Raw genomic sequence first — 16,640 nt, 5'->3', positions numbered from 1 at the left:
GAGTACGTTTAACGATTTCAATAGGAAAGCGGATACGATTTTCATAACTCCCGCCCCATTCGTCATCACGGTGGTTAGTACGAGCAGCAATGAATTCATTGATCAAGTAACCTTCTGAACCCATGATTTCAACGCCATCGTAACCTGCATATTGTGCAAGCTTGGCACAGTTTGCAAAATCATCAACTGAGGGCTTCAACCAGTGAAGCTTGTGATTTGTCGATCATAATTAATTTATCCTACAATCAAGTCTTGCTGATCTGTTTTTCAGAAGATGACTGGGTCATCACAGTATTTGGGTGAGCATGAGGATTTAAAAGAATCTGGGCGATAATACCGATACAGATGCCCCAAAAAACTGAGCTAAGTCCGAGAAAGTGCATTCCTGAAACCGTTGCAAGAAATGTGATTAATGCTGCATCGCGCTGATGATCATCTTTCATCGCAATCATGACATTTGTCCCGATCGCCCCAAGCAGGGCTAATCCTGCTAAAGCTGCGATGAGTTCTTTGGGAAGAAGGCTAAAGAGCATGACAATACTGCCAGCAAATAAGCCACCTAAAATATAGAAAATACCGTTGGTAACACCTGCGATATAACGCTTCTCTTTGAGTTCATGAGCATCTTTACCCATGCATAGAGCAGCAGTAATTGCAGCAAGTACAATCGTAATTCCACCTACACAAGCGACTGCAAGTGAGGCAATACTTGAAGCTGTAATAATCGGTTTAGCGGAAGTGTCATAACCACTTAATTTCATAATGGCCATACCCGGCAAGAATTGCCCTGTTAAACTCACGAGAATTAAAGGTAAAGCCAAGTTGAATGTAGAGTGCCAAGTCCATTCAGGAAAAATAAAATGAGGGATAGCAAAGTTAAACTGCATTTCAACAGGATTCATTTTTCCCAAAATTAAGCTGAGTGAAACACCAAACAATAAAACCCACAGCATGGTGTAACGAGGCGAATATCGTTTTGCTAATAGATAACAAAGCAACATGCTGAAAACGATCAAAGGCATGGAATCAGTTGCTACAAATAATCCGAGCCCAAATTGAAATAAAATCCCTGCCATCATGCCTGCTGCAATTCCTTGAGGAATCCATTTCAGCAATTTGTCAAAATATCCTGTCGCTCCAACTATAAAAATGACAATCGCCGAAGTGATATAAGCGGCAACAACTTCATTCAAAGAGATATTTGGAAACAGTGAAACCAATAATGCCGTACCAGGAGCTGACCATGCTGTGATGACAGGGGTTTTATAACGAATTGAAAGATAGATTCCAGCAACAGCAGCACCAATTGATATGCCCCAAATCCATGAAATCATCATTTCTGTAGAGATATTGGCTTTTTGGGCAGCCTGAAAAAAAATGATGAGAGGGCCTGAATAAGAAATTAAGACAGCAATAAATCCAGCGATCGTTGCTGAAATAGACCAATCATTCTTTAAACTCTTCAACAGGTTAGTCATAGCGCCTCCTTGCAAGATTTCCTGCTGTTTAGATCAGAATTAACCCTGATCACCACCACCCACTGCAATTACACTACCAGTCATATAAGACGACTCATCTGATGCAAGAAAAACAATAGCGTTGACTTGTTCATCAATCGTGCCATAACGTCCCATCAGACTTCTTTCTTTGGTTTGATCTACAACCTGTTGCATCCAAACTTTTTCATCTTCGGTAAGTGGAGTTGAATTACGAGGCACTTTTCGTGGTGGAGCATCTGTTCCACCTGTTGCAATTGCGTTTACACGAATTCCATCTTTCGCGTGCTCAAATGCAAGGGACGTGGTAAGTGCATTGACACCACCTTTTGCTGCTGAATAAGGAATTCGGTTGATACCACGCGTTGCAATAGAAGAGACATTTACGATGACACCGCTTTTTTCCTTCAACATTTCAGGCAATACGGCACGGCAACACCATAAAGTTGGAAACAATGAGCGATTGATTTCTTTAATGACCTCTTCTTCACTAAAAGCATCATATGGCTTCATCCAAATTGCGCCACCGACATTGTTAATCAGAACATTAACACGACCAAAATGCTCAATTGCTTGATTTACAACAGTCTGCGCACCAGAAAAAGTTTCCAAGTCTGTTTTGACTGTGATCGCCACGCCACCTGAACGCATAATTTCATGAGCAACTTCATCCACCAAATCTGAACGATCAGCTAAAATCACTTGTCCATTTTCAGCAGCAATTCGAAGTGCAACACCACGACCAATCCCTTGTGCTGCACCTGTGACAATCACTATTTTGTCTTTGAATCTATCTGGAAAAATCATGCTCATCTCCAATTTAATTAATTCGCTGAGAATTTTTCAAATAAGAAATTGGCAGGTTTAATGCCTTCTTGATCTAACCAACCACGAACAGCTTCAACCATTGGTACTGGGCCACATAAGTAAATGTCGACATCACCATGATTCAACCAGTCATTTTCAATATGACCTGTGACATAACCTTTACGTTCATGTTGGCTCTCTGGGTTTGCGACGACAGTACGATACTCAAACCACGAGTATTTATTTTGAAGTTCTTCTAACTTTTCAATAGCGACTAAATCAAAGTCATTGGTTACACCAAAAACCAGACGAATAGGGTGATCAGACCTTTTTTCTTCAAGGATTTGAAGCATCGAAATAAATGGTGCAATGCCTGTACCACCAGCGAGCATTAATACTGGGCGAGTCACATGACGCAGATAGAAACTGCCAAATGGACCAGTAAAACTCATTTTGTCACCCGTTTTTGCATTTTTACTGAGGAACTCGCTCATCTGTCCATTCGGTACATTCCGAACAACGAAACCCGTTAAACGATTGCCGGGTTTTGAACTAAAAGAATAAGAGCGTGTTTCAGTCGTATTCGGAATTCCTACATTGACGTATTGACCTGCTAGGAAATGAATCTCAGGCTGTCCATCATCAAGTTGAATATCAAAGGTAATTGTGGAGTCAGACAGATTTTCGACACGTGATAAAGTACCTTGGAACTGATGAATTTCTGTTTTGCAAACATCAGAAGAAGCTTGAATTTTGAATACAGCATCTGATTTTGGGCGGCATTGGCAAGCAAGTATGTAGCCTTGTTCAGCTTCTTCAGGAGTTAAAGCATCTTCAATATAGGTTTCTTCTGGCATGTCATAACTACCAGATTCACAGAATGCTCGACATGTACCACATGCACCATCTCGGCAATCCAAAGGAATATTAATCTTCTGGCGGTAGGCAGCATCAGATAAAGTTTCATCTTGTGCGACAGTAATAAATCGCGTTACACCATCTTCAAATTGAAGTGCTACATTATGGTTAGACATGGCAATCATCCTATTTAAAAATTTTGATCTGGCTAACCCAACCAAAAGATCCATTTGGCTGGGCGGCTGGCTATAGATGATAAATATCAATCACTTGATTGATATAATCGTTCTTTAACACCACATATTTACTGAGAATTTTTGGTTGCTCACCTGAAAAATCAATGACATAGCGAGACATACCAAAGTAGCTATAGTTGGTTTTGTAGCGGAAGCTCAAGGTGTTCCAGTTAAAACGTACGGTGACTGTTTCGCCATTACGTTCCACAATTTCAATATTGCAGATGTTGTGGCTCGTCCGTGTATCTGGCATCGTTGCTGATGAACGTTCGGTTTTGATACGAAATATGCGATCTTCCAATCCTTGGCGGTCTGGGTAGTAAATTAACGAAATTTCAGACTGAGGATCTTCGGTGAGTTTGTCGTCGTCATCCCATGCAGGCATCCAAAAAGATGCTTCTGCTGCATAACAATTCAGCCAATCGTCCCACTGTTCATCATCGAGAAAACGAGCTTCTTGATAGAGGAATTGAGTGATATTTTCTAAGGTCACTTTTTCTGCTGCGGTATTCATACTGCTTCCCCTTGAAATTGAGCTGCTGCCAATCGTTTTTCGATCGCAATTGCATTTTTCATAGAGGTCAACCAGTATTGATGTTGAGCAAGATATAAGCCTTCATCTTCAGTTTTAATGCCACTGAGTTTTGGTTTTAGACCAATTTCATTTGCTGCTTCATCGGGTCCATGAATCCAGTGTTTTGAACCACGACACATGTCATTCCATTCCAATTCAAGCCCTGCATAACCAGCTTGGCATGCACGAAATTCTTCTAAATCATCAGGCGTTGCCATTCCAGAGGCATTAAAGAAATCTTCATATTGACGGATACGGCGAGCACGAGCTTCAGCCGATTCGCCAACAGGCGCGATGCAGTAAATGGTGACTTCAGTTTTATTCACGCCAAGTGGACGGAGTACCCGAATTTGAGAGCCAAATTGATCCATCAAATAAACGTTAGGGTATAAGCAGAGATTTCGTGAGCGTTCGATCATCCATTTAGACATCGCAGCCCCGAACTTCTCGGTATATTCTTCTGCTTTGGGAAAATTTGGTCGATCTTCTGGATTTGCCCACTGAGTCCATAGCAACATATGACCATGTTCAAAACCGTATGATCCACCACCTTGTTTGCCCCAAGAGCCTGCACTCATTGCACGAATATTATCGCCTGCCTGAGCTTCTTTACGGTGTTGAGTCGTTGCAGCATAGTTCCAGTGAACGGCTGATACGTGATAGCCATCCGCACCATTTTCAGCAGTGAGCTTCCAGTTTCCTTCATAGGTGTAGCTTGAAGAACCACGTAAAACTTCTAAACCTTGTTCTGACTGACCAACAATCATGTCAATAATCTTGCTTGTTTCACCCAAGAATTCTTCTAAAGATGGAACATCTGGGTTTAAGCTGCCAAATAAGAAACCCTTATAGTTTTCAAACTTTGCAACTTTTTTTAAGTCATGTGAACCATCTTGGTTGAAACAATCAGAATATCCAGCATCGCTTGGATCTTTTACTTTGAGCAATTTACCTGAGTTGTTAAATGTCCAACCATGGAAAGGGCACGTATAAGTCGCTTTATTACCGCGTTTATGTCTGCAGAGTTGTGCACCACGATGAGAACATGCATTGATCATTGCATTTAACTCACCGTTACGGTTACGCGCAATAATGATTGGCTGGCGACCAATATAGGTGGTGTAAAAATCATTATTTTGGGAAATTTGGCTTTCATGTGCTAAATAGACCCAGTTACCTTCAAAGATGTATTTCATCTCAAGATCAAACAAAGCTTGATCAGTAAATACTGAACGATGCAGCTTGTATTCGCCCGTTTCTTCGTTATCTACAAGTAATTCATCAATTCGATCAAGATGGCTCGTATTAATTACAGGAATTCGTGGCATGTCCGTTCTCCGACTTTCCAAGCAAGGAAGTCCTGAGCTAACAAGTCTCTATTGCTAACTCAGTTCCTATTAAGCTGAGTTATGCGCTAGCGCGACGACGATCTACTTCAGTTGAAGGCGCTGTGGCAGCGTCTTTCACGAGTTCGATATTGAACGTGATATGTTTAAAGGGTTTATCCAGACCACGACCTTGAATTTCAGCTTGATCAGATACATCAATCGCGGTTGCCACTAAGCCATCACGTGTCGCAAAAGCAAAGTCATCCCATAAATATTGATCACCCTCAATGTTGAATTGAGTTGTTAATTTGCGGAAACCTGGTGCAGAAACAAAATAATGAACATGAGAAGGGCGGTTGCCATGACGACCTAATTTGTTGAGTACAAATTGGGTTGTGCCTTCTGGTGGACAGCCATAACCTACAGGCATCGTGGTAAGCGCTACGTATTTGCCCTCAGCATCAGCTAAAATAGTACGACGTAAATTAAAATCGGATTGAGACTTATCGAAGAAAGAGTAGTTGCCTAAACTATTCGCATGCCAAACTTCAACCTTGGCACCTTCAATCACATTACCATCAGTATCTGTTACTGTACCTTCAATAATTAATGTGTCGATTTTGTCTGATTCAGAGCCATCGTCCATACGTGCAAAACCAACTGATTCAGGCGCACCTGCAACATAAAGTGGACCTTCAATCGTACGAGGCGTACCGCCTGAAATACCTGCTTTAGCATCAGCCTCATCAGCACGTAAATCTAAATAATGTTCTAAACCCAAACCTGCTGCGAGTAAGCCTAATTCATTGGCTTGACCTGCATCTGTAAAATATTCGAGACCTTTCCATACTTCCGATGGTTGGATATCTAAATCTTCAATCGCTTGAAATAAATCACCTAATAAACGAACCACAATCGTTTGAACGCGTTGATCAACTTCAGCAGTTGCAGTATCAACATTCATTTGTTTAACTAGCGTATCGATTTCCTGACGGTTCATACTATTTCTCCTTGAGTATGCTTATAGCGTTAGTAGCGGGGGAATCACCAAATTATTTATTGCGATTTTGCCTTGCTACATTCCTTGTTTTAGCCTAGCGCTGAGAGGGTGTTGGGAACCTCAGAGCAATTAGATTCATATACGTTAATGATCATCTTCCCGAATCGATGATGGGTGACGATTCAACGCCATCACCTCAATATTCATGTAGGGATACAAGGGCAAGCCCTGTAAAATGTTGTGCAGCTCTTCATTGCTTTCAACATCAAAAATACTGATGTTTGAATACTGACCTGTGATACGCCAAATATGACGCCACTTGCCTTGACGCTGTAAATCTTGCGAATACGCTTTTTCTACAGCTTTAATTTGATTGGCTTGTTCAATTGGCATATCGAGTGGAATATGCACATCCATGCGAACCTGAAATAGCATGCTTTTCTCCTTATGCTTTGCGTCGTAATTGCTCAATTTTGTCTTCATCAATCTCAATACCTAAGCCAGCTGCTTGGGGTACAACCAATTCAAAATTTTCATATTGCAAAGGTGTTTTTAAGATATCTTCAGTGAGTAACAATGGCCCAAACAATTCTGTTCCAAACGCAAGGCTGTCAAAGGTGCTAAACGCATGTGCTGAGGCAATGGTTCCAATCGGACCTTCAAGCATCGTGCCCCCATAAAGATCAATCCCTGCAAGTTTTGCAATTTTTGCCACTTCACACGCTTCAATTAGACCGCCGGACTGTTCAACTTTTACGGCGAACACATCAGCCGCATGTTGTTGTGCTAAGCGATAAGCACTGTCAGGACCTGTTAATGCTTCATCAGCCATAATCGCGACATCAAATCGTTGGGTTAAACGTCCGAGAACGTTGGTTTGTTCAATTGCACAAGGTTGTTCAATTAAATCAATGCCACCATCCTGTAACTGTTGAATCCCTTGGATACATTCCAATTCTGACCATGCACGATTTACATCAACACGAATACTGATCTCTGTACCTAAAGCCTTTTTAATGGCAATCACATGATCAACATCATGTTGTAGAGGATTAGAACCAATTTTTAACTTGAAAATATTGTGGCGTTTTAGCTCAATCATTTCCTTTGCTTCAGCAATATCTTTATCTGTATCACCAGAAGCTAAAGTCCAAAGTACAGGCAAGCGATCACGCAAACGACCACCTAAAATTTCACTTAAAGGGAGGTTTAATTGTTTTGCTTGAATATCAAGAAGTGCTGTTTGAATGGCACATTTTGCAAATCGATTTCCATTAATACTTTTGCGAATTAACGCTAAAGTTTGTGCCACATTCAACGATTTTTTGATCGAAAGTAATAAGGGAGCAAAGTAAGTATCAATATTTGCTTTTGCACTTTCAGGACTTTCTTCACCATAGTTAAGCCCACCAATTGTGGTGGCTTCACCCCAACCAACCACACCATTTTCTGCTGTTACTTTGACCAAAACTAAAGTTTGAGTCTGCATCGTAGTCACTGAAAGCTTGTGTGGACGAATGGTTGGAATATCAACTAATATGGTTTCGACAGATTTATACATTTCACACCATCACTGGTTCTTTATGTTCTTCCTATACCTTAAAAGAATGATTAAACTGTGTCTAAGACTGAATATGTATTTTTTTATACCTATTAGGTATGGAGATGAAGAATGGAACTCAGATACCTACGTTATTTTGTCGCAGTGGTAGAAGAACAAAGTTTCACCAAAGCAGCAGAAAGGCTTTTCATTGCTCAACCACCATTGAGTAGGCAAATCCAAAACCTTGAAAATGAATTAGGTGTGCAACTTTTTGAGAGAGGAAGTCGACCACTACAAACCACAACCGCAGGACAATTTCTTTATCAGCATGCGCTTAAACTTTTGTCTAATGCGGAAGAAGTTAAAAGTATGACCAAAAGAATTGGTCTAATCGAAAGAACTTTAACGATAGGTTTTGTTGGTTCATTACTATTTGGTTTATTACCAAGAATTATTTATCTCTACCGCCAACAACATCCGCACTTAAATATTCAATTAGTAGAATTGAGTACCACTGAACAAATCCAAGCGTTAAAGGAAGGACGAATAGATGTTGGATTTGGTCGATTAAGAATTAGTGATCCTGCGGTGAAACGTGTTTTATTACGCAAAGAAAATTTGGTGGTCGCTGCTCATTCAAGCCATCCTTTGGCTCAAAGAGTGGAGGGTGTTCATTTAGCAGATTTAGTTGATGAAAAACTTTTTGTTTATCCAAATACCCCAAAACCAAATTTTTCGACCCAGCTTATGAATATTTTTGCGGAGCACAGTTTAGTGCCAAAACATATTCGTGAATTGCGTGAAATCCAACTCGCATTAGGTTTGGTTGCGGCTGGAGAAGGAATTTGTATTATTCCAGCGAGTGCAGATACGATTCGCTTTCCACATTTATTGTATATTCCTATTTTAGATAGTGGCGCGGTGACTCCTATTTTTATTACTGCTAGAGCAATGGATAATAGCGCAGATTTACAATCACTTTTTGATTCAATTTATCAGGTTTATGATTTAGAAGGAATAGCATACGAACGCTCTGTCTTTGAATGGGCTCAAGAGAGATAGGCTATTACGGTTCAAATATATTGCTGCTCTTTGATTTTAAATTTTCAAAGAGCAATGCTTATGTAAAGAAACTAAAGCCAAATAATATTTACTCAGTTTTTAATTGCTGAATTAAACTAAAGTTTTCTAGGCGTTTTTCAGTATCATAAATATCACATGTAAAAATGAATTCATCAACATCGTATTGACTAGCAATCTTATTTAATCCAGCTTTCACAGTTTCTTTTGAACCAATTTGTGCCATCGCATAAAAATTTTGAATCGCCATCTGTTCTGAAACTGAAGCCAATCCTTCGATTGAATCAATTGGTGGTTTTAACTTTAGGCTATTGCCACGGATCAAATTTAAAATTCTTTGATAAGAACTAGTTGCTAAATATTGTGCTTCTTCATCAGTTGCCGCAACGACTGTTGGTACGCCCATTGAAACATAAGGTTTATCAAGATATTCAGATGCTTGAAAATTCTCACGGTAAATTTCGATTGCTTGACCTAACATACGTGGGGCGAAATGTGATGCAAAAGAATAGGGAAGTCCGAGCTTTGCGGCCAATTGTGCACTGAATAAACTTGAGCCAAGTAACCAAACAGGTACATGGGTATTTTGACCTGGCGTTGCAATTATTTTTTGATTTGGTTGCGGTACTTTAAAATATTGCAAAATTTCCATTACATCCTGAGGAAATTGATCTTCTGTTTCTTGACGCCCACGCCGTAATGCACGCATCGTCATTTGATCAGTTCCTGGAGCACGCCCCAAACCAAGTTCAAAACGATTAGGATAAAGTGTTGCTAAAGTCCCGAATTGTTCTGCAACAACTAATGGTGCGTGATTAGGTAACATGATGCCACCAGAACCTAAGCGAATTTTGTGTGTATTTGCTGCGATGAATCCTAGTAAAACTGCCGTTGCGGAACTCGCAATTCCATCCATATTGTGATGTTCAGCTAACCAGAAACGTTCATAACCAAGCTTTTCAACATGTTGAGCAAGTTCTAGTGCATGACGAAGTGAAAATTCAATACTTTTATCGTCTCTGACAGGAGCTAACTCCAAAATTGAAAATTTGATCTCTTGTAGTGACTTCATTTTTTGACTCTCAAAATCATATATCGAAATAATACGATATTAGATTGTTTTTGTATATCGAATATTGTCGATATTTGTTGCGAATTGGATAAAATAAAAAAAGCGCCCGAAGGCGCCAAAAGAGAAAGTGTTAGGATTTGATGATTAATCCTTATACCAACCACGGTGATAGCCATTATCATGACGGTAATGATGACGAGATTTATAGTATCCACGATCATCATAAGAACGACGGTTGTTATAACGGCGGTCATCGTAAGAACGACGATTTTCGTAGCGACGGTCTTCTTCACGATCTTGACCAACTCTTTGACCTAAAGCTGCGCCACCTGCTGCACCCAAACCAGCGCCAATATAGCCGCCATTCGTTCCACCTACATTACGTCCAACGGTGTAACCACCAACGCCGCCCAGTCCACCACCAATGGCGGCTTCAGTGCGATCACGTTTATTACTTGATGCTGCAGCACCACCAGCACCACCAATTGCGGAACCAATCATGGCACCCGTATTACCGCCAAGTTGTTTACCAACTGCTGTACCAACAATACTACCGAGTGCTGAAGTTGCTGCAACACGTGCTGTATTATCTGCATGTGCAACTGTCATCATTGAAGAGGTTGCCAAGATGACGCTACATAACCACATATTCGATTTCATGGTGAAACTCCTTATCCATTCTTTTGGACAGTATTCTTTTGCTTGAGATAAATGTAACAAGACTTTTAAGTGAAAATATGGAGCGCAATAGGATGATTGAGAGAGTTTGGCGAGAGTTTTGTATATGTTCTATTACAAATGAACAGATTGTGAATAAATTATAAAAAATAAGAATGAGTATGCTGTAAGCAACGATGCCTAGCTGAATCGAGTACAATAGACTCAGTTTGAGATGAGGATGTAGTTATGCTGTTGGAAAAAATTTTGCAATCGCAAGGCTTTGGTTCAAGAAAGTATTGCCAACAGTTAATTAAAAATGGTTCTGTGCAGATTGAAGGACAAGTTTGTGAAAACCCTAAACAGAGTATAAATACGGATCAGCTTTGCTTTCAAGTATTTGGCGAAGAATACCAATATCGAGAACATCTCTACATTGTTTTAAATAAACCGAAGGGTTATGAATGTTCACATCAGGCAACGCATCATAAAAGTGTATTTAGCTTACTACCTGAAATTTTGATCCATCGAGGTATTCAATGTGTGGGAAGGCTAGATCAAGATACCACAGGATTATTGTTATTGACTGATGATGGTCAATATTTACAAGCCTTAACCAATCCGCGTAAGCATGTGCCAAAAGTTTATCATGTAACGACTGCCGATCCGATCTCAGCTGAGCAATTAATGGCTTTAGAACAGGGAGTTGAGCTAAGGAATGAAAAAGGTATTTATGCCGCAACCAATCTTCAACTATTTTCCACACACCAATTGGCAATGACAATTCATCAAGGTGTTTACCATCAAGTTAAACGTATGCTTGCTGCAGTCGGAAATAAAGTTGAGCTTTTACACCGCCAGCAAATAGGATTACTTGAGCTTCCTGAATTACCAGAAGGTGAATGGATTTATCTTACATCTTCTCAAAAAAAATTGAGTCAAAATATTGCTTTAGATATTGAATAACTATTTTAAAAAACAGTGAAAGGTTTTGAATTCATCATCTTGAATAAATCCCATTTGTTCATAAAGACGGCGAGACTCATAATTATTTTTTTGTGTTTCGAGACTAATTCTTTGTGCATTTTCATGGCGAGCAAAAAGGATTGCAGTGTCAATTAATTGTTTAGCCGATCCTTGTTTTCGATAAGATGGGGTTACATAAACATCATCTAAAATATAATAGGTTTCGCAAGAAACAGACGAAAAAGCAAGGTACAGTAAAACAAAGCCTGTGAGGACATCATCTTTAACGTGAATGAAAATGACACTATCTTTATTTTCGAAACGATGTTTTAGAAATTGATAGGATTGTTCAACATTGGATGATGTACCATAGAATTGACGGTATTCATCAAACAAGACAGCAAGTTGGTGAAGATCTTCTTTTGTTGCTCGTTTAACAATCATTCCTGTCCATCCTTGCACTTATAGTTTTATTTGGACTGTCAGAATAACGAAAAAATTTAAGCTTAAAAAATAAAAACTTGTTTATAAATGCAACATTGTTAAGTTTTGTCACTTTCGCTTAATAGCGCATTCAATTCTTCAAATAGATCTTCATGATCGTCTTCAACATCCAAATCTACAGCAGCTGCAGGATCATTTATTGCTGCATTTTTAGATTTACGGAGCTTGAGTAACTGTTCCATATTAATGTTTTGATTTTCAATTGCAAAAGGAATTGATTTCGTCAACACAACTTGTTTAAAGAAAAGACGAACAGCTTGAGCAGGGGATATACCTAACTGCTTAAAAACAGCAAAAGCTTGTTTCTTTTCCTGTGAATCAAGGCGAACTTGATAAACTTCTGTTTTTCGCATACAGAATACGACCAAATATTTTTAATTATCGTCATGTATTCTAAACCATTGCAATGTAATTTCAATATTTTTGAAGTGAAAAAATAGAAATTTTGTCATTACGTTGTATTTACAGTGTCAATTCAAATTTAGAATTAAAATGCATTTCTTGATTTAAAACGGGATCTATAAAATAAATCTTTTTTGCTAACAACTGGAGCGGTTGTTCAAAGTCATCATCAGCTTTATGTGCGACAATTGGGTAAAATGGATCATTTAAAATTGGAATGCCTAAGTAATTGAGATGCACACGCAATTGATGTTGTTTCCCCGTCTTGGGTTTAAGCAGATATTTTGCGTAATGTTGATTGTGTTCCAGAAGCTCTATCAAAGTCTCAGAATTTTGAGATTTTTCAGAATTAATCTGCATCGTATAAAACGGCTGACCTTTTTCTAAATGGAGCTGTAATATTTGCGGGAAATGTAATTCAGCTCGATAAGCTGCAATCGCGTGATAGATTTTTTGTACTTTCCTATCAGCGAAAAGTTGTTGGTATATTCCTCGAAGTTCTGGTTTTTTACAGAATAAAACGATGCCCGCTGTTTCGCGATCGAGTCTATGAATCGGGGTCAGATCCTCATATCCAGTTTGCTTTTTTAAACGTACTAATAATGTTTCCTGAACATATTGCCCAGTTGGGGTCATTGTCAGAAAGTGGGGTTTATCAACAACGAGTAAATTTTCATTTTCAAATAAAATCTCATGCTGAAATGGGACAGAAACTTCATGAGCAAGAAAACGATAATAAAAAATATGGCTATTAGGCGTATAGTGGCTTTCTATGTTTAAGATGTCACCATCAGCCGCATAAATTAACTGATCAGCAAAGCGTTGCTGCCATTCGTCGACTTGAATATGGGGAAAATGTTGGCAAAGATATTCAAAAATGGTGTGTGCCGAAATATTCTGGGGTAAAAAGACTTTACTGGCACTAACACCATTGATCATTGGAGGGATAAAATTTTCAACCGTATTCATTTTATTTTGAGTGATGCTGAAGAATGAAAATTTGGGACATATCCATGGTCAAACATTTTTACAAAAGTTTGAGGTGTTAACACAGTAACTATAAGATTTTGAGGTAATTCAATTTTCTTTTGATAGCCATCAAAAGACCAAATCAAATAACAGTTTTCTTTATAAACTACGATCGCTTCAGAAGCATATTCAAAAAAAGTTCCAATAGGCAGTTCTGAAAGATTTGCTTGGAATGTATGCTGCCTTTTTTCAGCATTGATTCGATCTTGGTGGATACGTTTATCCATTTCTTTTGCTGAAATTGATATACCTGCATTGTTGATATTTAACCAATTTTTTTTAAACTCTTGATAACGTTTTCTTTGGCATTCGCCACAGGGACGATGTCCTGCAGATAAAGCTGTGGCTTCATCTAAAAAAAATAATTCTGAATAAGAGTCACCAAAAACTTCTCTTTTAATATTACCGAATGTCGTTAAACAATGAATCCATGACTGTGTTGCCCATTGTTTAATAATCTGTTTATTCGAGTTATGGAGACGACCGCCACGATTTCCCATCAGCATCGCTTTTTTAGAAGGATGCTGATGCAATTTTCCCCAAGGGTTTACTCTATTTTGTAAGGTCATATTTAAAATCTTGAGCGTTTTAAAAAGAAGCAATTCATTTCGGTGCATTAGGCTTTAATGCAGGGCGATGTTATCATAGCGGGTATCCCAATTTTATTCTATTTGCCATGTCATATTCAGTAAAATTTACTTTAAATCATGAACAAGACACTCAAAAATTTGCGCAAGTGCTCTCACAACAAGTGCATTCAGGCGTTATATATTTGATTGGTGATTTAGGTGCTGGGAAAACTACATTTACGCGTTATTTTATCCAGAATCTTGGACATCAGGGTTCAGTAAAAAGCCCAACTTATACCTTGGTTGAGCCATATACAATTCAAGGCAAAGAAATTTTCCATTTTGACTTATATCGTTTAGATGATCCCTATGAATTAGAACTGATGGGAATTCGTGATTATTTAGAAACCCCAGATGCTTTATTCTTATTTGAATGGCCTTCAAAAGGTGGAAATGAAATTCCAAAAGCTGATGTAGTGATTGATATCCAAAAATCGGATGATGAATTGACTCGGTTTGTTACGCTAACCACTGAATCCGAATCTTTATCTCAAACTTTGCAGGAACAATTGAATGGCGCATGATTCAACTCGTCGTATTCATACCCTTGATGCTGCCTTAGCCAACCAGATTGCTGCGGGTGAGGTGATTGAACGTCCATCATCAGTTGTTAAAGAATTATTAGAAAATGCAATCGATGCTGGCGCAACCGAACTTATTATTCGGGTGGCGCAAGGTGGTTCGACCCTGATTGAAATCATTGATAATGGTCATGGAATTCATCCTGAAGATTTACCATTAGCGGTGATGCGGCATGCGACAAGTAAAATTAAAACATCGGAAGATTTGCATGCAATTGTTAGTTTAGGCTTTCGTGGAGAGGCATTAGCTTCGATTGCTGCGGTATCACGTTTGACGTTGACCAGTAGCCAAGATGAACAAGGCGTGGGTTATCAGGTTGAAGTGAATGGAACAGCGTTTGATCATCAACAAATACAGGCTGTTGCAGCACAAAAAGGTACACATATTCGTGTACAAGATTTATTTTTCAATGTGCCAGCGCGCCGAAAGTTTTTAAAAAAACCAAGTACAGAATTTGGGCATATCGAAGAAATAGTCCGCCGTTTGGCTTTGACTCATTTTGAAATTCGTTTTGTACTCGAACATAACGATAATATTCGTTTAAATTTGCCGATTGCTGATAGTGGTGAATTACGTTATCAGCGTGTCCAGCAGTTATTAGGTCAACAGTTTATTCAAAATGCCTATTGGATCGATGCTGAAAGTATCAATATGCGTTTGTCAGGTTGGTTAGGGCATCCTTCCGACGCACGAGCACAGGCTGACATGCAATATGTGTATGTGAATGGTCGTATTGTCAAAGATAAAACCATTTCACACGCTTTACGTATGGCTTATGAAGGAATTTTGCATGGTCATCAACATTCTTCTTATTTATTGTTTTTAGAAGTTGATCCAGAAAATATTGATGTGAATGTGCATCCAACCAAGCATGAAATTCGTTTTCTGAACCAGCGTGAAGTACATGAATTTGTACGGCACTATGCCAAAGCAACCTTGTCTCAATTTCAAACCGCAACTGCTGATTTAGCAGAAGCGATGAAAATAGATGAAGCTGAGGCAGAAAAATTTAATTATCAGCCTCAGCCAAAATACCAAGAACAATTCAATTTACATCGAGCAGTAGCTGAGCCTGAGCGACAAGACAATCAGCAGGTTGTTGTTTCGACAGATTTACTCACTGAGTTTAATCAAAGCCGCCCACAGGCAGTACAGTACAATTCAACACCTCAAGAACGACGTTATAATGGCTCTGCACAGTTAAATAATGCACTCAAAAGCTATTTAGCGCCTTTACGTGAAGAAACAGAAGATGAAAATGATCAAGGCCCATCACGTGTGGATGAGTTTCCTTTGGGAATTGCAATCGCACAACTGCATGGCATCTATATTTTGGCGCAAAATACTGAAGGCCTGATTATTGTGGATATGCATGCGGCGCATGAACGTATCTTGTTGCAGCAGATGAAGTCGGCATGGGATAAACCTGAGTTTTGGACTTCGCAACAACTGCTGATTCCTAAAGTTGTTTCCATTACTCGTATGCAAGCCACACGCGTTGAAGATTTACAACCACAATTAGAACGTTTGGGGTTGGAAATTGATCAATATGGCGATGATCAGGTGATTGTGCGTGGTGTGCCTGCCATTTTGCATAAAGCTGACTTTAGTAATTTAATTCCAGAATTATTAAATGATCTTGATCCAAATGATGAAGCTAGGGGGCTATTACAAAAACGTGATGAGCTTCTTGCTGGTATGGCGTGTCATGGAGCTGTAAGAGCACACCGACAACTCAGTCTTTCGGAGATGAATGCTTTATTACGCCAAATGGAACAAACTGAATTTGCCAGTCAATGTAATCATGGGCGTCCAACTTGGCGCGCATTTCCATTGCATCAATTAGATAAATTATTTGCTCGAGGAGAGTAGTTTTA

Annotated in this window: 18 protein-coding genes and 1 pseudogene; 4 read left to right on the top strand and 15 right to left on the bottom strand. The window is 39.1% G+C overall.

Going from position 1 to position 16,640, the window contains the following annotated elements:
• The 9 genes and pseudogenes from AAV96_RS10250 to AAV96_RS10210 all read right to left on the bottom strand — a co-directional run.
• Nucleotides 1-187: pseudogene (locus AAV96_RS10250) on the bottom strand (hypothetical protein); the annotation flags it as partial.
• A gap of 58 nt (nucleotides 188-245) precedes the next feature.
• A complete protein-coding gene (benE, locus tag AAV96_RS10245; protein WP_046739241.1) occupies nucleotides 246-1,478 on the bottom strand; it encodes a benzoate/H(+) symporter BenE in 1,233 nt (410 codons plus the stop codon).
• A 39-nt stretch (nucleotides 1,479-1,517) separates the two neighbouring features.
• A complete protein-coding gene (gene benD, locus AAV96_RS10240) occupies nucleotides 1,518-2,303 on the bottom strand; it encodes a benzoate diol dehydrogenase BenD (RefSeq protein WP_046739240.1) in 786 nt (261 codons plus the stop codon).
• 17 nt (nucleotides 2,304-2,320) lie between these two features.
• Nucleotides 2,321-3,337 (bottom strand): benzoate 1,2-dioxygenase electron transfer component BenC, encoded by a 1,017-nt coding sequence (gene benC / locus AAV96_RS10235; RefSeq protein WP_046739239.1) that lies wholly within the window; start codon nucleotides 3,335-3,337, stop codon nucleotides 2,321-2,323.
• Between the two features lie 70 nt (nucleotides 3,338-3,407).
• On the bottom strand, nucleotides 3,408-3,911 hold the full coding sequence (benB, locus tag AAV96_RS10230; protein ID WP_046739238.1) for a benzoate 1,2-dioxygenase small subunit: 504 nt from the start codon (nucleotides 3,909-3,911) through the stop codon (nucleotides 3,408-3,410).
• The gene (benA, locus tag AAV96_RS10225) at nucleotides 3,908-5,299 is read right to left on the bottom strand and encodes a benzoate 1,2-dioxygenase large subunit (protein ID WP_046739237.1); all 1,392 of its coding nucleotides are present in this window, start codon (nucleotides 5,297-5,299) and stop codon (nucleotides 3,908-3,910) included. Before benA ends, benB begins: the two co-directional genes overlap by 4 nt.
• Nucleotides 5,300-5,378: 79 nt before the next feature.
• Nucleotides 5,379-6,299, bottom strand: coding sequence for a catechol 1,2-dioxygenase (gene catA / locus AAV96_RS10220; protein ID WP_005216816.1), 921 nt, complete (start codon nucleotides 6,297-6,299; stop codon nucleotides 5,379-5,381).
• Nucleotides 6,300-6,443: 144 nt separating this feature from the next.
• Entirely contained in the window at nucleotides 6,444-6,734 is a 291-nt protein-coding gene (catC, locus tag AAV96_RS10215) for a muconolactone Delta-isomerase (protein WP_004662754.1), read from the bottom strand.
• Between the two features lie 10 nt (nucleotides 6,735-6,744).
• Nucleotides 6,745-7,860: a muconate/chloromuconate family cycloisomerase gene (locus AAV96_RS10210; RefSeq protein WP_046739236.1), complete on the bottom strand. Its 1,116-nt coding sequence runs from the start codon at nucleotides 7,858-7,860 to the stop codon at nucleotides 6,745-6,747.
• Between the two features lie 111 nt (nucleotides 7,861-7,971).
• Here AAV96_RS10210 and AAV96_RS10205 point away from each other — a divergent pair, with 111 nt between their 5' ends.
• A complete protein-coding gene (locus AAV96_RS10205) occupies nucleotides 7,972-8,904 on the top strand; it encodes a LysR family transcriptional regulator (RefSeq protein WP_004662749.1) in 933 nt (310 codons plus the stop codon).
• An 88-nt stretch (nucleotides 8,905-8,992) separates the two neighbouring features.
• On the opposite strand, the gene AAV96_RS10200 is transcribed toward AAV96_RS10205, so the two are convergent.
• Nucleotides 8,993-9,994, bottom strand: a complete 1,002-nt coding sequence (locus tag AAV96_RS10200; RefSeq protein ID WP_046739235.1) for an LLM class flavin-dependent oxidoreductase — start codon at nucleotides 9,992-9,994, stop codon at nucleotides 8,993-8,995.
• A 144-nt stretch (nucleotides 9,995-10,138) separates the two neighbouring features.
• Nucleotides 10,139-10,654, bottom strand: coding sequence for a glycine zipper domain-containing protein (locus tag AAV96_RS10195; protein WP_046739234.1), 516 nt, complete (start codon nucleotides 10,652-10,654; stop codon nucleotides 10,139-10,141).
• Between the two features lie 246 nt (nucleotides 10,655-10,900).
• On the opposite strand from AAV96_RS10195, the gene AAV96_RS10190 reads away from it, so the two are divergent.
• A complete protein-coding gene (locus AAV96_RS10190) occupies nucleotides 10,901-11,617 on the top strand; it encodes a pseudouridine synthase (RefSeq protein ID WP_046739233.1) in 717 nt (238 codons plus the stop codon).
• On the opposite strand, the gene AAV96_RS10185 is transcribed toward AAV96_RS10190, so the two are convergent.
• The 4 genes from AAV96_RS10185 to AAV96_RS10170 all read right to left on the bottom strand — a co-directional run bounded on the left by AAV96_RS10185 (nucleotide 11,618) and on the right by AAV96_RS10170 (nucleotide 14,121).
• Nucleotides 11,618-12,061, bottom strand: coding sequence for a GNAT family N-acetyltransferase (locus AAV96_RS10185; protein WP_005215389.1), 444 nt, complete (start codon nucleotides 12,059-12,061; stop codon nucleotides 11,618-11,620).
• 98 nt (nucleotides 12,062-12,159) lie between these two features.
• The gene (locus AAV96_RS10180; protein WP_046739232.1) at nucleotides 12,160-12,474 is read right to left on the bottom strand and encodes a type II toxin-antitoxin system RelB/DinJ family antitoxin; all 315 of its coding nucleotides are present in this window, start codon (nucleotides 12,472-12,474) and stop codon (nucleotides 12,160-12,162) included.
• Between the two features lie 109 nt (nucleotides 12,475-12,583).
• A complete protein-coding gene (locus AAV96_RS10175) occupies nucleotides 12,584-13,492 on the bottom strand; it encodes a pseudouridine synthase (protein WP_046739231.1) in 909 nt (302 codons plus the stop codon).
• The gene (locus AAV96_RS10170) at nucleotides 13,489-14,121 is read right to left on the bottom strand and encodes a hypothetical protein (RefSeq protein ID WP_046739230.1); all 633 of its coding nucleotides are present in this window, start codon (nucleotides 14,119-14,121) and stop codon (nucleotides 13,489-13,491) included. The genes AAV96_RS10175 and AAV96_RS10170 overlap by 4 nt, the downstream gene beginning before the upstream one ends.
• Before the next feature lie 107 nt (nucleotides 14,122-14,228).
• Between AAV96_RS10170 and tsaE the strand changes: the two genes are divergently transcribed.
• Nucleotides 14,229-14,705 carry a tRNA (adenosine(37)-N6)-threonylcarbamoyltransferase complex ATPase subunit type 1 TsaE gene (tsaE, locus tag AAV96_RS10165; RefSeq protein ID WP_046739229.1) on the top strand — a complete coding sequence of 159 codons (477 nt, stop codon included), beginning with the start codon at nucleotides 14,229-14,231 and terminating at the stop codon, nucleotides 14,703-14,705.
• The gene (gene mutL, locus AAV96_RS10160) at nucleotides 14,695-16,635 is read left to right on the top strand and encodes a DNA mismatch repair endonuclease MutL (protein ID WP_046739228.1); all 1,941 of its coding nucleotides are present in this window, start codon (nucleotides 14,695-14,697) and stop codon (nucleotides 16,633-16,635) included. Before tsaE ends, mutL begins: the two co-directional genes overlap by 11 nt.
• The last annotated feature ends 5 nt before the right edge of the window (nucleotides 16,636-16,640 follow it).

This window comes from Acinetobacter sp. AG1 (assembly GCF_001005525.1).
GTDB classification, from domain to species: Bacteria; Pseudomonadota; Gammaproteobacteria; order Pseudomonadales; family Moraxellaceae; genus Acinetobacter; species Acinetobacter modestus.
The sequence above is the reverse complement of the archived record's forward strand: the minus strand, read 5'-3'. Positions and strand labels throughout refer to the sequence as shown.

Coding starts and splice junctions, on each gene's coding strand:
- benE (WP_046739241.1), bottom strand. CDS start 1,478: ATGACTAACCTGTTGAAGAGTTTAAAGAATGATTGGTCTATTTCAGCA.
- benD (WP_046739240.1), bottom strand. CDS start 2,303: ATGATTTTTCCAGATAGATTCAAAGACAAAATAGTGATTGTCACAGGT.
- benC (WP_046739239.1), bottom strand. CDS start 3,337: ATGTCTAACCATAATGTAGCACTTCAATTTGAAGATGGTGTAACGCGA.
- benB (WP_046739238.1), bottom strand. CDS start 3,911: ATGAATACCGCAGCAGAAAAAGTGACCTTAGAAAATATCACTCAATTC.
- benA (WP_046739237.1), bottom strand. CDS start 5,299: ATGCCACGAATTCCTGTAATTAATACGAGCCATCTTGATCGAATTGAT.
- catA (WP_005216816.1), bottom strand. CDS start 6,299: ATGAACCGTCAGGAAATCGATACGCTAGTTAAACAAATGAATGTTGAT.
- catC (WP_004662754.1), bottom strand. CDS start 6,734: ATGCTATTTCAGGTTCGCATGGATGTGCATATTCCACTCGATATGCCA.
- AAV96_RS10210 (WP_046739236.1), bottom strand. CDS start 7,860: ATGTATAAATCTGTCGAAACCATATTAGTTGATATTCCAACCATTCGT.
- AAV96_RS10205 (WP_004662749.1), top strand. CDS start 7,972: ATGGAACTCAGATACCTACGTTATTTTGTCGCAGTGGTAGAAGAACAA.
- AAV96_RS10200 (WP_046739235.1), bottom strand. CDS start 9,994: ATGAAGTCACTACAAGAGATCAAATTTTCAATTTTGGAGTTAGCTCCT.
- AAV96_RS10195 (WP_046739234.1), bottom strand. CDS start 10,654: ATGAAATCGAATATGTGGTTATGTAGCGTCATCTTGGCAACCTCTTCA.
- AAV96_RS10190 (WP_046739233.1), top strand. CDS start 10,901: ATGCTGTTGGAAAAAATTTTGCAATCGCAAGGCTTTGGTTCAAGAAAG.
- AAV96_RS10185 (WP_005215389.1), bottom strand. CDS start 12,061: ATGATTGTTAAACGAGCAACAAAAGAAGATCTTCACCAACTTGCTGTC.
- AAV96_RS10180 (WP_046739232.1), bottom strand. CDS start 12,474: ATGCGAAAAACAGAAGTTTATCAAGTTCGCCTTGATTCACAGGAAAAG.
- AAV96_RS10175 (WP_046739231.1), bottom strand. CDS start 13,492: ATGAATACGGTTGAAAATTTTATCCCTCCAATGATCAATGGTGTTAGT.
- AAV96_RS10170 (WP_046739230.1), bottom strand. CDS start 14,121: ATGACCTTACAAAATAGAGTAAACCCTTGGGGAAAATTGCATCAGCAT.
- tsaE (WP_046739229.1), top strand. CDS start 14,229: ATGTCATATTCAGTAAAATTTACTTTAAATCATGAACAAGACACTCAA.
- mutL (WP_046739228.1), top strand. CDS start 14,695: ATGGCGCATGATTCAACTCGTCGTATTCATACCCTTGATGCTGCCTTA.